Annotated in this window: 11 protein-coding genes and 1 pseudogene; 6 read left to right on the top strand and 6 right to left on the bottom strand. The window is 62.7% G+C overall.

All coding sequences use genetic code 11. From position 1 onward, the window contains the following. Positions 1 to 10 precede the first annotated feature (10 nt). Positions 11 to 382 (top strand): hypothetical protein, encoded by a 372-nt coding sequence (locus tag ACEN8I_RS01120; protein ID WP_413325399.1) that lies wholly within the window; start codon positions 11 to 13, stop codon positions 380 to 382. Between the two features lie 37 nt (positions 383 to 419). On the opposite strand, the gene ACEN8I_RS01115 is transcribed toward ACEN8I_RS01120, so the two are convergent. Together ACEN8I_RS01115 and ACEN8I_RS01110 are read right to left on the bottom strand one after the other, a co-directional pair. After that, entirely contained in the window at positions 420 to 797 is a 378-nt protein-coding gene (locus ACEN8I_RS01115) for a hypothetical protein (protein WP_413325397.1), read from the bottom strand. A 362-nt stretch (positions 798 to 1,159) separates the two neighbouring features. Then, positions 1,160 to 2,068 carry a LysR substrate-binding domain-containing protein gene (locus ACEN8I_RS01110; RefSeq protein WP_413325394.1) on the bottom strand — a complete coding sequence of 303 codons (909 nt, stop codon included), beginning with the start codon at positions 2,066 to 2,068 and terminating at the stop codon, positions 1,160 to 1,162. Between the two features lie 120 nt (positions 2,069 to 2,188). Between ACEN8I_RS01110 and ACEN8I_RS01105 the strand changes: the two are divergent. Next, positions 2,189 to 3,169: pseudogene (locus tag ACEN8I_RS01105) on the top strand (Bug family tripartite tricarboxylate transporter substrate binding protein). Positions 3,170 to 3,175: 6 nt separating this feature from the next. Beyond that, positions 3,176 to 4,624, top strand: coding sequence for an N-acyl-D-amino-acid deacylase family protein (locus ACEN8I_RS01100; protein WP_413325392.1), 1,449 nt, complete (start codon positions 3,176 to 3,178; stop codon positions 4,622 to 4,624). Positions 4,625 to 4,666: 42 nt separating this feature from the next. On the opposite strand, the gene ACEN8I_RS01095 is transcribed toward ACEN8I_RS01100, so the two are convergent. From ACEN8I_RS01095 to ACEN8I_RS01080, 4 genes are all read right to left on the bottom strand, one after another. Further along, entirely contained in the window at positions 4,667 to 5,728 is a 1,062-nt protein-coding gene (locus ACEN8I_RS01095; protein ID WP_413325390.1) for an EamA family transporter, read from the bottom strand. Positions 5,729 to 5,817: 89 nt separating this feature from the next. Beyond that, a complete protein-coding gene (gene betA, locus ACEN8I_RS01090; RefSeq protein ID WP_413325388.1) occupies positions 5,818 to 7,476 on the bottom strand; it encodes a choline dehydrogenase in 1,659 nt (552 codons plus the stop codon). A gap of 48 nt (positions 7,477 to 7,524) precedes the next feature. Further along, on the bottom strand, positions 7,525 to 8,988 hold the full coding sequence (gene betB, locus ACEN8I_RS01085) for a betaine-aldehyde dehydrogenase (protein ID WP_413325386.1): 1,464 nt from the start codon (positions 8,986 to 8,988) through the stop codon (positions 7,525 to 7,527). Positions 8,989 to 9,173: 185 nt separating this feature from the next. Continuing rightward, complete coding sequence (locus ACEN8I_RS01080; protein ID WP_413325384.1) at positions 9,174 to 10,208, bottom strand: GlxA family transcriptional regulator; 1,035 nt, start codon at positions 10,206 to 10,208, stop codon at positions 9,174 to 9,176. Between the two features lie 255 nt (positions 10,209 to 10,463). On the opposite strand from ACEN8I_RS01080, the gene ACEN8I_RS01075 reads away from it, so the two are divergent. The 3 genes from ACEN8I_RS01075 to phnD all read left to right on the top strand — a co-directional run bounded on the left by ACEN8I_RS01075 (position 10,464) and on the right by phnD (position 13,692). Further along, positions 10,464 to 11,435, top strand: coding sequence for a choline ABC transporter substrate-binding protein (locus ACEN8I_RS01075; protein WP_413325382.1), 972 nt, complete (start codon positions 10,464 to 10,466; stop codon positions 11,433 to 11,435). A 106-nt stretch (positions 11,436 to 11,541) separates the two neighbouring features. Then, positions 11,542 to 12,618 (top strand): haloacid dehalogenase-like hydrolase, encoded by a 1,077-nt coding sequence (locus tag ACEN8I_RS01070; protein WP_413325380.1) that lies wholly within the window; start codon positions 11,542 to 11,544, stop codon positions 12,616 to 12,618. 36 nt (positions 12,619 to 12,654) lie between these two features. Continuing rightward, entirely contained in the window at positions 12,655 to 13,692 is a 1,038-nt protein-coding gene (gene phnD, locus ACEN8I_RS01065; protein WP_413325378.1) for a phosphate/phosphite/phosphonate ABC transporter substrate-binding protein, read from the top strand. Positions 13,693 to 13,856 lie beyond the last annotated feature (164 nt).

The following is a 13,856-nucleotide window of genomic DNA, read 5'->3' as shown; positions in this document are numbered from 1 at the left end:
AGAGTAATTTATGAAACCCTGCCTCAACATTCAGATTCAAAGAATACAAGCCTCCAAAGCTATTGGGCACATTGAGACGCTATTGCACGTCGTTAGTGGGCAGACTGAAGTAAAAATAACGCGAATTGCCGTTGATTACTGCTTCATTGGTGACTACTGCAACATATTTGTTGAGTCAAATAATGGGGAAAAATTGTGGAGTTGTCTCGCCATTGTTATTGCAGAAAACCCAGAAAAGTTTGTATGGTTGCGCAAACGCTGGATCGTTATTCTTCAAGGGAAATCTGGCTGGGACGACTATCTCCTTCTGGCTCACTTCAAACCGTCGGTGCACTTGGATCCGATCAATCGTCCCACGAAGGGCAGCAGCCTGCTCTCTTAATCTAAAGCAAAAAGCTACCTCAACTCTTGTCAGCCGTTCAGGCATAGGAGTGAGGCCACCACGATCCAGTACAGCTACGACGCCACGGGCAACCGCACGGCCAAGGTAATCGGCGGTACCAGCTACCCCAACACCATCCCGGCACCGCCGTGTCGCCGTCCTGATGGGCCATGTAACCCGCCTTGCGCACCGGACGGCCGTCCATGGCCATCAGCAGGGCGCTGGCCTCCAGGCCCCGTGGGCCGATGGGGCGCTTGAAGAAGTCGGCAAAGCGCAGGTCGCTGTAGGCCGTGCTGCCGGCCGCGCCGGCCGCCGCTTGCGTGAAAGGCACCGTGTCGGCGCCGAAAACCAGGTGCGGCATGGCCGCACCTACCAGCAACCCCGCGGTTGCCATCACTGCATATGTCCAGCGCATGGGATGCTCCCTTTGTTGGCGTAGGGGACCGCGTCGGCGATCCGGATTTTTGTCGACCCCCGACGCTAGGCGATCAATGCTTCAGGGGTATGACATGCGCCTTGCTGCAAGCCCGCTGCCGTGGCGTTCCGGCTGCTAGAGCCGGCGCCGGCCAACAATTCAACCGTCAGAGGTTTGCGAGGGTTCTGCTTTGCGAAGATCAGCGCATTCCGAATGCGGTCGGATTGTTGGGTGGGCAGGTGTCAGTCTGACCGCGGTTCTTCGCCGGAAATCTCCTGCGGCGGCCGCACAGGGCTTGCGGTGGGGTGGGCTTTGGAGTCGGCCGCGCGGTCTTCCGGAACGCCAACTGGATCAGTCATCCGCTAGAGGTCAACACGGCTGCTGCCGGCCCTCACCTGCGCGAGCAACCACGCGCGAAACACCGTGAGGGCTTCAAGCCTGGCTGATTCCTCGGGGTACACCAGGTAGTAGCCCCGGGGAGAGACCCATTGTTTCTTCGAAAGCCGGCGTAAACGACCGGTCGCGACCGCATCGCCGGCCATGAAATCGGGCAGCAGCACCGCCCCCAGGCCTGCCACCGCGGCATTCAGGGCCATCGACATCAACTCGTAGCGCGGCCCCTCCTGCCCGGTGCCGATCTGGATGCCGGCATGGGCGAACCATTTTTGCCATGCGTCAAGCACGGTCGTGTGGTGCACCAGTGCCGACATCGGCGTGCGGGACGTCAGCGACTTCCCGTGTTTTGCGATCCATGCGGGAGAGGCATACGGTGCCATCGTCAGCGGCAACACAAAATCGTTGTGCAGGCCGGCGCGCTTGCCGTCGCCGAATTCGAGGGAGGCGTCCACCGCCATGCTCTTGAAATCCACCGAGCCCACGCGGGTGGCGAAATTCAAGGTGATCTCGCTGTGCGCGCGCGTGAAATCGGGCAGGCGCGGAATCAGCCAATAGCTGCCCAGCGACGCACCTACCGACAGCGCCAGCGTACCTCCGCGCCCCTTGAGTGCCATCACGTTGGCCGTCGCGCGTTCGAGGCGCTGCAGAATCGGGCCGACTTCATCCAGGTAATAACGGCCGGCCTCCGTGAGGACTACCGCATCCCGGCGCCGCACGAACAGCTTGACGTCAAGGCGGCTTTCAAGCGCCATGATCTGGCGGCTGACCGCGCCTTGTGTCAGGTGCAGCTCTTGCGCGGCAGCGGTGAAAGAGCGCAGGCGCGCGCTGGCTTCAAGGCATACCAGGGACATGGTGGAGGGGGTGCGCAGCATCATGGTGCATGAGAAAAAATCATGGAAAACGCAGAAATTGTCGTTTGTAGCCGAAGCTTTGTCCACGCATCATTCAGTTTCCTCATTCCTGATCCCTGATCCCTGATTTCCAAGGTGACCTCCATGACCGATTACCAGACCCAGCGGCGAACGCTCCTCAAACTGGGGGCCGCGGCGATGGCCTCATCGCCCCTGCTGGCACGCGCGGCCTGGCCCGACCGGCCCATCCGCCTGATCGTTCCTTCCGCCGCGGGCGGCTCGCCCGACAACATCTGCCGCATCCTGACCAACGAGTTGATGAAGGCCCTGGGGCAGCCGTTTGTGATCGACAACAAGCCCGGCGCAAGCGGCAATATCGGCATGCAGGAGATCGTGCGCGCGGCGCCGGACGGCTACACGCTGGGATACGGCAATGTGGGCACGCTGGCCATCAACAAATCGCTGTTCTCCAAGCTGCCCTACGACCCGGAAAAGCAGCTGGTCCCCGTGGCGCTGCTCGGCTATGTCCAGAACGCGCTCGTCGTCAGGAACGACCTGGGCGTGAAGACCGTGGCCGGGTTGATCGCACTGGCCAAATCCGGGCCCGGCAAGCTCACCATGGCGTCTCCCGGCAACGGCACCACCGGCCACCTGGGCGGTGAACTGTTCAAGAGCATGACCGGCACCTTCATGACCCACGTGCCTTACCGCGGCAGCCCGCAGGCCATCCAGGATCTGATGGGCGGCTAGGTCGATTTGATGTTCGACAACCTGTCGTCCATCGCGCCGCACATCAAGAACGGGCGCATCAAGGCGCTGGGTGTTTCCGGCCGGGCGCGCAGCCCGCTGTTTCCCGAGGTGCCGACCATTGGGGAGTTCGTCAAGGGTTATGAGACGACGGCCTGGGGCGGCATTGTCGCGCCGGCCGGCACGCCGCGCGACGTCGTGATGCGGCTCAACGGCGAAATCAACAAGGTGCTGGGCAGCGCCGCGGTCAATGAGCGCTATGCCGCCATTGCCTTCGAGACAACCATAGGCTCACCCGAGCGCCTGTTTGATCGTGCCTTGCGCGAGACGCGGATGTGGGCGGAAGTCGTCAAGCGCGCCGGCGTCCAGGTGGATTGAACGCACATGTTCGATTGCATCATTGAAGGCGGCGAACTCATTGACGGCACGGGTGCCGCCCGGGTGCGTGCCGACCTCGGCATGTCCCGGGGGAAAATTCTTTCCATCGGCGACCTGTCGGCCGAGCCCGCACGCGAGAGGGTCAGCGCGCACGGGCGGATCGTCGCGCCGGGTTTTATCGACGTGCACACCCACGATGACCGTTTGCTGCTCACGCCCACCGCGGGTGCCCATCCCAAGTTGTCGCAGGGCGTGACGACGGTGGTGTCGGGTAACTGCGGCGTCAGCCTTGCTCCCCTGCAGACCCGCCATCCACCGCCACCGCTGGATATCCTGGGAACGGACGGCTGGATCTACCCGAGTTTTGCGGCCTACCTGGATGCGCTGGAGCAGTCCGCGCTGGCCGTCAACGTCGCCTGCCTCGTGGGCCACTCCACGCTGCGGGTCAAGCACATGGCGGACCTTGGAAGGCCCGCCACCCCGGATGAGTCGGCGGCCATGGCGGCGGAGCTGGCCTCGGCGCTGGCCGCGGGCGCCATCGGCCTGTCGACCGGGCTGTACTATCCGCCCGCGAAAGCGGCCACGGCTGAAGAGGTGGTCGCCGTGGGCGCGCAGCTCAAGGCGGCCGGCGGCATCGTGACCATGCACATCCGCGACGAAGGCGACGCCATCGACGAGGCGCTGCGCGAGGCCCTGCACATAGGCCGCGAACTGGGCGTGGATACCGTTATTTCCCACCACAAGCTGGTGGGCACGGCCAACCACGGCCGCTCCGTGCAGACCCTGGCGATGCTGGAGCAGGCGGCGCGGGGGCAAGCGGTCTGCTTTGACTGCTATCCCTACAACGCGTCGTCCACCATGCTGCTGCCCTCCCGTGTGAAGCAGTCAAGCGACGTGCTGGTGACCTGGTCCCAGCCCGAGCCCGGTGTCGCGGGCCGCTCCCTGAAAGACCTTGCGCGCGAAAGAAACCAGACCGAGGAAGAAGTGGCGCGGGCATTGCAGCCGGCCGGGGCCATCTACTTCGCGATGAGCGAGGACGACGTCGGCCGCATCCTCAGCCATCCGATGGCCATGGTCGGCTCGGACGGCTTGGCGCATGACGTGCGCCCGCATCCGCGCTTGTGGGGGACTTTTCCACGCGTGCTGGGGCACTACGTGCGCGAGCGAAAGCTGTTTTCGCTCGAGGCCGCCATCTACAAGATGACGGGCCTCAGCGCAAGGCGCTTCGGCCTCGCCGGCCGAGGCATCCTGTCTCCCGGAAACCACGCGGACATCGTCATCTTTGATGAATACCGCGTCACCGCCAACGCCAGCTATGAGCACCCCACCGAAGTCAGCTCGGGAATCGACGCCGTCTTCGTCAACGGCCGGCTCGCCTGCCGCGATGGCCTCAGCGTCAACGTGGATGCCGGCCGCGTGCTGCGCGGCAAAGGGGGTGTCCGCAAGAACGGTTAGGGCCTGTTAACGCTATTGACGCGTCAATAGCGTTAACAGGCCCTAATGCGAATGCCGGTGGTGGGCATCGGGGAAATGCGCATGGCTGTGCGAGATAGGCAGGTGCTTGTGCGCATGTGTGTGGCGCGTGCCGGGCGCTACCGGCTCTTCGTGCGTTTCGTGCGCATGGTCGTGGTGCTCGTCACCGAGGCCGTGCGCATGTTCATGGCTGTGCTCAAGCGGCTCGTGGGTGTGTGAATGCTGGTGGCTCTCGGTCAGGTGCAGCCAGACACCCCAGGCCATCAGCAAGGCCGCGATGATCAGGGACAGCGTGACGGGCTCGCCAAGGACGGCAATCGCCAACGCCGCACCCACAAACGGCGCGATCGAAAAATAGGCACCCGTGCGCGCCGTCCCAAGGTGGCGCAAGCCGAGCACAAACAGCGCCAGGCTCGCGCCATAGCTCGCAAAACCCAGCATCGCGGCCGCCAGTACAACAGGTAGCGCGGGCCACGCGGCGCCGAGCGACAGCGCAAGCACCAGGTTGGTGGCGCCGGCCACCAGGCCCTTGACCATGGCGATAAACGAAGCGTCGGACAAAGACACCTTGCGGGTCAGGTTGTTGTCCACACCCCAGGCCAGGCAGGCGCCCACCACGGCCAGGGCTGGCCAAAGTTCGCCAAAGTGCGCCTCACCGGGCCAGGAAAGAATCACACCGCCCGCCACAATCGCCAGCATGCCCAGCGCGATGCGGCGGTCAAAGTTCTCCTTGAAAACAAACCAGGCAATCAGGGCCGTCAACACGCCCTCCGCATTCAGCAACAGCGAGGCGCCCGACGCCGGCATGCCCGAGAGCCCCAGCATCAGCAAGACCGGGCCCACCATGCCACCCGCGAGCACAGCACCGGCCAGCCACTTCCATTCCCCGCGAGGCATGCGCACAGGGGCTGATCGGCGCAGCCGCCGCAGCAAAAACAAGCCCACCCCCGAACCCAGGTAAAGCAAAGCCGCCAGCAGCCAGGGGCTGGCCTGTGCCAGCAAGAGCTTGGCCAGCGGCGTGCCCGCGCCGAACAGGGTTGCGGCGAGGAGGGTGGCCAGCACGCCGGGTTGGGAAAGGGGGGGCATGGAATGGCTTTTGGGGTGCGGGATTTTGCCTTTCCATATTACGCGAGTGCTGGCTCGCCTGGCGATGAACCTGGAGGACGGAGGCGTGATCAACGCTGGTGGGTTGCGTGGTTTGCCGCCACATAGACCGGCGCCACCTGCGCGGGCAACGGTGACCTGCCCCGGATCAGGTCCGCGATTTTTTCCGCGATCATGATGGTCGGTGCATTCAGATTGCCGCTGACGACATTGGGCATGATGGAGGCATCCACCACGCGCAGGTTCTGGATGCCGTGCACGCGGCCGGCGCCGTCCACCACCGCCATGGGGTCGGTCCCCATGCGGCAACTGCAGGACGGGTGAAAAGCGCTTTCGGCCTTGTCGCGGATGAAAGCGTCGATTTCGGCATCGGTCTGGACCTTGGCACCGGGCGAGATTTCGCCGTTGCGGAAAGGCTCGAAGGCCGCTTGGGAAAATATCTCGCGCGTCAGGCGCACACCCGCGCGCATTTCCTTGCGGTCCTGCTCGGTCTGCATATAGTTGAACAGGATGCGTGGATGCGCTTTGGGGTCGGCCGAGCGCAGCGTGATTTGGCCGCGGCTGGTCGCGCGCATCGGCCCGACGTGTGCCTGAAAGCCGTGCTGTGTGGCCGGCGCGCTGCCGTCGTAGCTGACCGCCATCGGCAGAAAATGGTATTGCAGGTCCGGATGCACCACGCCCGTCGCGCTGCGGATAAAGCCGCCGGATTCGAAATGATTGGTCGCGCCCAGGCCTTTTCCGGCGAACAGCCATTGCACGCCGATTTTCAGTTTGGCCAGGGGGTTCATCGCGCTGTACAGGGTGATCGGCTGCTTGCTGGCGTACTGCACATAGACCTCGAGATGGTCTTGCAGGTTTTGGCCGACACCCGGAAGGTCGACCCGCGGCTGGATGCCCAAGGCGCGCAGTTCCTCCGCCTTGCCTATCCCGGACAGCATCAGGAGCTGCGGCGAATTGATCGCGCCGCCGGACAGAATCACCTCACGCGCCGCACCTGCCTGATGCAGGCGCGACCCTTGCGCGTATTCGACACCGCTCGCGCGTGTGCCCTCGAACAGGACCCGCGTGACCCGCGCGCGCGTCACCACGCGCAGGTTGCCGCGCCTGGCCGCCGGACGCAGGTAGGCCTGCGCCGTGCTCCAGCGGCGGCCCTTGTAGACCGTCATGTCCATGGGCCCGAGGCCTTCCTGCTGGTAGCCGTTCATGTCGTCGGTGTAGGGGTAGCCGGCTTGTTGCCCCGCCTCGATGAAGGCGCGGTAGAGCGGGTTCTTGCAGGCCGCGGTGGAGACATACAAGGGGCCGTCCTTGCCGCGGTAGGCATCACCGCCTTTCAGGCGGGTTTCGGATTTCTTGAAGTAGGGCAGGCAGTGCGCGTAAGACCACTGCTCCAGCCCGGGCATGCCGGCCCAGGCGTCATAGTCGAATGCATGTCCGCGGATATAGACCATGCCGTTGATCGACGACGAGCCGCCGAGCACGCGGCCGCGCGGGCAGTGCATGCGGCGCTGGTTCATGAAAGGTTCCGGTTCGGTGTCATAGAACCAGTTGTACTTGTCGTTGGCCAGTGGGTAAGCGAAGGCCGACGGCATGTGGATGAAGATGCTGTGGTCCGCCGGGCCGGCTTCCAGCAGCAGGACGCGCGCGCCTTCGTCCTCGCTCAGGCGGTTGGCGAGGACGCAACCGGCTGAACCGGCGCCGACGATGATGTAGTCGTATTGTTCTTGTCTCATGTGAATTCCGGAGTTCCTGATCGGGAGCCAGCTTGCCGCCGGGCATTCCTATTCGTAAGGGCAAGCCACTTCACCCAGTTCGACGTACACGCTCTTCAACTGCGTGTAGTAGTCAATCGTCACCATGCTGTTTTCATGGCCTATGCCCGACTCACGGATGCCGCCAAACGGCATCTCGATGGGGGTGATGTTGTAGTTGTTGATCCAGCACACGCCCGCCTGCAATTGCGCCGCCACCCGGTGTCCGCGCGCCAGGTCGCCGGTGAACACACCGGCCGCCAGGCCGAAGCGCGTATCGTTGGCGCGCGCCACCGCTTCCGCCTCATCACTGAATCGCAGCACCGACATCACAGGCCCGAAGATCTCTTCACGCACGATGCTCATGTCGTCCCGGCACTCGGCAAAAATGGTCGGCTCGACAAAATTTCCCTCCGCCAGAGCGCCGGTCTTGAGCTGCTTGCCCCCGGCGACCAGCCGCGCGCCTTCAGCCACGCCTTTGTCGATGTAGCCAAGCACGCGCTGCATATGCGGGCGCGAAATCAGCGCGCCGACCTGCGTCGCCGGGTCCATGGGGTCGCCGATGCGCAGTTTCCGGGTACGCGCCTCAAGCTGCTGCAGAAACGCATCGTGGATGTCCTCATGCACAAAGACGCGCGTGCAGTTGGTGCAGACCTCGCCCTGCGTATAAAAATTGCCGAGCATCGCGGCGGAGACCGCCTGCTTCAGGTCGGCATCGGGGAACACCAGCAGCGCCGATTTGCCACCCAGCTCCATGGTCGCGCGCTTCAGGGTTTTGGCGGCTTCGGCCATGACGGCTTTTCCGGTGCCCACCGAACCCGTGAGCGACACCTTGGCCACTGCCGGGTGCGCCGCCAGCAGCCGGCCGGTGCGGCCGTCGCCCTGCAGCACATTGAACACGCCGTCCGGCACACCGGCCTCGGTGTAAATCTCCGCGAGCCTGGCGGCGCTGCGCGGTGTCAGTTCGGAAGGCTTGAAAATCATGGCATTGCCGCAGGCCAGGGCCGGCGCTGATTTCCAGCAGGCGATCTGCAAGGGATAGTTCCAGGCGCCTATGCCGACGCAAATGCCCAGGGGCTCGCGCCGCGTGTACGCAAACGCGTTCTTGAGCCCGTAATGGTGGCCGTGAATCGTCGGCGCCAGGCCGGCAAAGTATTCAATGCAATCGGCGCCGCTGGCGACATCGACCACTTCGGCTTCCTGGATCGGCTTGCCGCAGTCCGCCACCTCCAGTTCGGCCAGTTCGCGGTTGCGCGCGCGCAGCAGTTGCGCCGCCCGGTACAGGATGCGGCCGCGCTCCGCGCCGGTCATCGCCGACCATGTGGCCAGCCCGGCTTGCGCCGCCTCGATCGCACGCTCGAGTTCCGGCGCAAGCGCCAGTTCGACGCGGCACAGGACCTGGCCCGTGGCCGGATTCAGGTTTTCCAGTGTTTCCGACGCGGTGCTGGCATGGTAAGCGCCGCCTATGTAGTTGCGTAGTGTGGGGGTCGTCACGAGCTCACCTTGTTCCGATGTTTCGCCGTGCAATCGTCGATTAGTCGATTAGTCGATGGGTCGATTGCCTTGACGGCTCACTATAGGTTCAGGGCACCCTGCGATCTTGATGTATTACGACCACGCGATGGCGCAAATTTCCGGGCTCCGTCAAACCCGTCAAGCGGTGTGCGGCGGTGGGAAGTTTATTTGCGCGCCGGTGAAACGGCGCGCCGCATCACCGGCGCCTGCACGGACTGCAGCCGGTCCGCCCTGGGCGGGCAGCCGAACTTGTCCCGGTAGACGCGGGAGAAATGCTCCAGCGAGGAATAGCCGGCACCGACCGCCACTTGCGCCACGCTCATGTCGGTTTGCTGCAGCAGCTTGTGTGCGCGCGCCAGCCGCAGGTTGATGTAGTACTTCAGGGGAGGCATCGACGTGTAGTGCTGGAACAGGCGTTCCAGCTGGCGCCGCGACAGCCCGACCCGGGTTGCGATCTCGTCGCAGGGCACGGGCTCTCCCACGGTTTCCTGCATCAGGTTGATCGCGGCTTGCACATGCCTGCTGCCTTCGCCGGGGCGCTTGTTGGCGCTGCTGAGCAAGGAGTCCGTCGGGTAGCGAACCTGTGTGTACTGCATGTGCTGCGAAACCTCGTGCGCCAGGTCAGCGCCTTCGCGCTCGCCTATCCATTGCAGCATCATGTCCAGCGTCGACGTGGCGCCCGCACAGGTCAGGCGGCGTCTTTCTATGGTGTAAAACTGGTCCTTCGCATTGACGCTCGGGTACAGCTCCTGGAAGCCCTCCAGGTTGTCCCAATGAATCGCCGCGCTATAGCCGTCGAGCAAACCAGCGGCCGCCATGATTTCGGCGCCGGTCTCTATGCCCGCGAGTTCCGCGCCGAATGCCGCCTGCCGCCTCAGCCAGTTTTTGATCTTGCGGTTCTTCGCATACTTCTTGGCCTCGAAGCTGGCAATCACAAAAACCGCGGAGAACTCCATGTCATCGGACAACTCCGCATCCACCGGTACCTGCATGCCGTGCGTCCCGATCACCGGGGCGCCGTCGACCGAAAGCGTGGTCCATTCGAACAGCTTGCGCTGCATCAGCCAATTGGCCAGCACCAGCGGTTCCATCACCAGGGCCAGGCCCAGATTGGAAAACTGCGGGATCAGCAGCAAGCCAATCCTGCGCGCCGCGGGGGTGGCTTTGGGCGACGTGCGCTCCCGGTTTTCTTCCCTCATAGAGACCCGCCATGCGTTGATGAACAGCCTATAAGGTATTTGGGGCGGCTGTTAGCCGGTTGACGTAATACGACATATGTTAGTCGTATTACGTCAATATCGGCCGTTTTCCTAAACCTATAGTTCGTCAACGGAAGAGCACTGCTTACCGGCATGCACCACTCGCCTTGCGGCGGGAACGGCAAGAAAAGCATGCAGTGGGCAGGCCCGTTTCAGTTCCCAGGTAAATGCGCTATCCAACAAGGAAAACGTGACATGAGGTTTCTGTCCACACTCGGCCCGCTTGCGGTTCTTGCCCTCACCCTTTGCGCCGGCCCCGCAAGCGCACAAAGCAAATCGCCGGCCGGCGCCAAAGAGGCGGAAAGCTGCCGCACGGTGCGTTTTGGCGATGTGGGCTGGAGCGACATCGCCGCCACCACCGGGCTGGCATCGGTGGTCCTGGAAGGCCTGGGTTACCAGCCGAAGACGACGCTGGCTTCGGTGCCGATCACCTTCGCGGGCATCAAGAGCAAGCAGCTCGACGTTTTCCTGGGCTACTGGAATCCGAGCATGACGCCCATGATCGAGCCCTTCGTCAAGGCGGGCCAGATCAAGGTGCTGGACCAGCCCAACCTGGTCGGCGCCAAATACACGCTGGCTGTCAACAGCACCGCTTTCGAAGGCGGCTTGAAGACCTTTGCCGACATCGCGAAATTTCGCAAAGAGCTCGACGGAAAAATCTACGGCATCGAAGCCGGCAATGACGGCAACCTTCTGATCCAGCGCATGATCGACAAGAACGAATTCGGCCTGAAAGATTTCAAGATGGTCGAGTCGAGCGAAGCCGGCATGCTGGCCGAAATGCAGCGCTCGTCGCGCCTGAAGAAATGGGCCGTGTTCCTGGGCTGGGAGCCGCACCCGATGAACGTTCAGCTGAAGATGAAATACCTGGAGGGCGGCGACACCGTGTTCGGCCCGAACTTCGGCGAGGCCAAGGTGTACACCGCGACCGCCACCGACTACCAGACGCGCTGCCCGAACGCGGCCAGGCTGATCGGCAACCTGCAATTCACGACCGACCTGGAAAACCAGGTGATGGTGCCCATCACCAACAAGGTCAAGCCCAATGACGCGGCCCGTGACTGGTTGAAGAAGAACCCGGATGTGCTCAAGAAGTGGCTGGCCGATGTCAGCACCTTTGACGGCAAGGATGGGCTGGCGGCGGTCAAAAAACACCTGGGGCTTTGATCGCCTCGCCGCTGAAAAAGAAAGTTATCGGGGAGTTATCGGAACGTTATCGCGAAGCTGTTGAAAAGTTTCCGGAAGTCTCATCAAAAAAACTCTGGAGGTTGGTATGAATATGGTTAAAAAGCTTTTGTCCGGCTTGTTGCTTGCCGGTGTCGCCCTCGGCTGTTCAGCCGTCGAATTGACACACTGGCCCGCCGATGCCGCGGCCAAACTCAATGCGCTGGTCAAGACCCATGCGAACAAAGGGGAGTACGCCGTGTTCGATATGGACAACACGAGCTACAACTTCGACCTGGAAGAGTCCCTGTTGCCCTACATGGAAATGAAGGGCCTGCTGACGCGCGAGAACATGGACCCTTCGCTCAAGCTGATCCCGTTCAAGGATGTCAACGGCAACAAGGAAAGCCTCAACAGCTATTACTACCGGCTCTGCGAAATCGACGACATGGTTTGCTATCCCTGGGTGGCGCAAATTTTCTCGGGCTACACGCTCAAGGAGCTGAAAGCGCTCGTCGATGAATTGATGGCTTACGGCAAACCGATTCCGGCGACCTACTATGAAGGCGACACGGTCAAGACCATCGACATCCAGCCGCCGCGCATCTACCAGGGCCAGCGCGAGCTGATGAACCATTTGATGGAAAACGGCATCGAGGTCTACATCATGACCGCCGCGCATGAAGAGCTGGTGCGCATGGTGGCATCCGACCCGCGGTACGGCTACAACGTCAAGCCGCAAAACGTGATCGGCGTCGCGACCATGCTGAAAGACCGCAAGACCCAGGAACTCACCTCGTCCCGCCTGCAAATCCAGAAAGGCAAATACGATCCCGCCAAAAACATGGACCTGCAAATACATCCTTACCTGTGGACGCCCAACACCTGGATGGCGGGCAAGTATGCGGCGATCCTGACCTACATCGACCAGTGGAAAAAACCCATCCTGGTCGCGGGCGATACGCCGACCAGCGACGGCTACATGCTGTTCCACGGGACGGACATCGATCGTGGCGGCGTGCGCATCTGGGTCAATCGCAAAGCCAAATACATGACACAGATCACCGACATGTGGACCAAGAACGCGGCACGCCAGAAGGAGCTGGGCTTGCCCGTCACGGCCGACAAGAACTGGATCGTCGTCAAGCCGGAAGACATTCATCCGCTCCCTGCCGGCAACAAGTAAGTCTCCTCATCCATCCCATCCGCCAGGAGGTGTTGAATGAAGCCTGATCGTCTCTGCCACGGGATGCCCTCCCGGGCCCGGCGCGCCCTGTGCGCGGCCTTGTGCATGACCTTCGTGGTCGGGGTGGGGCTGCTCCCCGTTCACGCGGCCAACAGCCCGGCGCCTTTGACGCTGGGGCTCATCGTCACGGGCGATACCGTGGAGAAGATGGTGGAGAACTGGAAACCTTTCACCGACGCGCTGGCCAAAGAGATGCAGCGGCCGGTGCAGGTTCTGGCTTCGAAAGACTTCGCTGAAATTTCCGGTGCCCTGAAGAACGGGCAGGTGCAGGTGGCCTGGGTCAACAACAAGCTGGCGATCGAACTGGTGGAAGCCGACCAGGCCCTGGTGTTTGCGCAGATGGTCGGGCTGGATGGCACGCGCGGCTACAGCTCGGTCTTGCTTGCCCGCAAGGACAGCGCGCCCCAGACCCTGGCGGAGGTGATCAGCCGCCCGGGCAGCTACACGCTGGGCGCCGGCAACAAGGAGTCCATCTCGGGCTTTCTGGCGCCCAACTACTATGTGTTCGCCAAGAACAAGATCGACCCTGAGAAACACTTCAAGAAGATCAACCGTACCAGCCACCGCGACAACTTCCTCGCGGTAGCCGACGGCCAGGTGGACCTGGCGACCAACAACACCGCGGACATGCTGCGCTACAAGGTGGAGTTCCCGGACAGGATGGCGCGCGTGAAAGTGATCTGGGAGTCCCCGCTGATTCCCAACGACCCCATCCTGTACCGCAAGGACCTGCCGGCGGCAACGCAGCAACGCATCAGAAAATTCTTCCTGGCCTACGGCCGCGATGACGCCGAAAAGGCCACGCTGAAGAATATGTATGACCTGTCGGCGTTCAAGGCTTCGTCAAACTACCAGCTGCGGCCCGTGGCCGACCTGTCATTGTTCCAGGCACTGACCAAGGCAATGGGCAGCCCCCAGGACGGCGGCGATTTCAGTGCAACGCTACAGCAGCTGACCCAGCGGGCCGCTCGGCTGGACACGTTGCTCAATTCCACGCGGATTGAGAGCCAGTAGCCGGGGCTAGGAATCTGAGTTTCAGCGACAGGCCGGCTGCTTGGACTGCCGCGGTGTTGCGCACGTCCTTGTTGCAGCACCTGACCGGCGCAGCCGCCGCAACAAAAAAAAGCCGACGCCCGAACCCAGGTAAAGCAAAGCCGCCAGCAGCTAGGGACCGGCCT

Origin of the sequence: Polaromonas sp. CT11-55 (genome assembly GCF_047303325.1) — a bacterium.
In the GTDB taxonomy this organism is placed as follows: Bacteria; Pseudomonadota; Gammaproteobacteria; order Burkholderiales; family Burkholderiaceae_C; genus Polaromonas.
The sequence above is the reverse complement of the archived record's forward strand: the minus strand, read 5'-3'. Positions and strand labels throughout refer to the sequence as shown.

What these genes read in the sequence shown, in the direction of transcription:
- ACEN8I_RS01120 (WP_413325399.1), top strand. Translation starts at nt 11, where the DNA reads ATGAAACCCTGCCTCAACATTCAGATTCAAAGAATACAAGCCTCCAAA.
- ACEN8I_RS01115 (WP_413325397.1), bottom strand. Translation starts at nt 797, where the DNA reads ATGCGCTGGACATATGCAGTGATGGCAACCGCGGGGTTGCTGGTAGGT.
- ACEN8I_RS01110 (WP_413325394.1), bottom strand. Translation starts at nt 2,068, where the DNA reads ATGATGCTGCGCACCCCCTCCACCATGTCCCTGGTATGCCTTGAAGCC.
- ACEN8I_RS01100 (WP_413325392.1), top strand. Translation starts at nt 3,176, where the DNA reads ATGTTCGATTGCATCATTGAAGGCGGCGAACTCATTGACGGCACGGGT.
- ACEN8I_RS01095 (WP_413325390.1), bottom strand. Translation starts at nt 5,728, where the DNA reads ATGCCCCCCCTTTCCCAACCCGGCGTGCTGGCCACCCTCCTCGCCGCA.
- betA (WP_413325388.1), bottom strand. Translation starts at nt 7,476, where the DNA reads ATGAGACAAGAACAATACGACTACATCATCGTCGGCGCCGGTTCAGCC.
- ACEN8I_RS01080 (WP_413325384.1), bottom strand. Translation starts at nt 10,208, where the DNA reads ATGAGGGAAGAAAACCGGGAGCGCACGTCGCCCAAAGCCACCCCCGCG.
- ACEN8I_RS01075 (WP_413325382.1), top strand. Translation starts at nt 10,464, where the DNA reads ATGAGGTTTCTGTCCACACTCGGCCCGCTTGCGGTTCTTGCCCTCACC.
- ACEN8I_RS01070 (WP_413325380.1), top strand. Translation starts at nt 11,542, where the DNA reads ATGAATATGGTTAAAAAGCTTTTGTCCGGCTTGTTGCTTGCCGGTGTC.
- phnD (WP_413325378.1), top strand. Translation starts at nt 12,655, where the DNA reads ATGAAGCCTGATCGTCTCTGCCACGGGATGCCCTCCCGGGCCCGGCGC.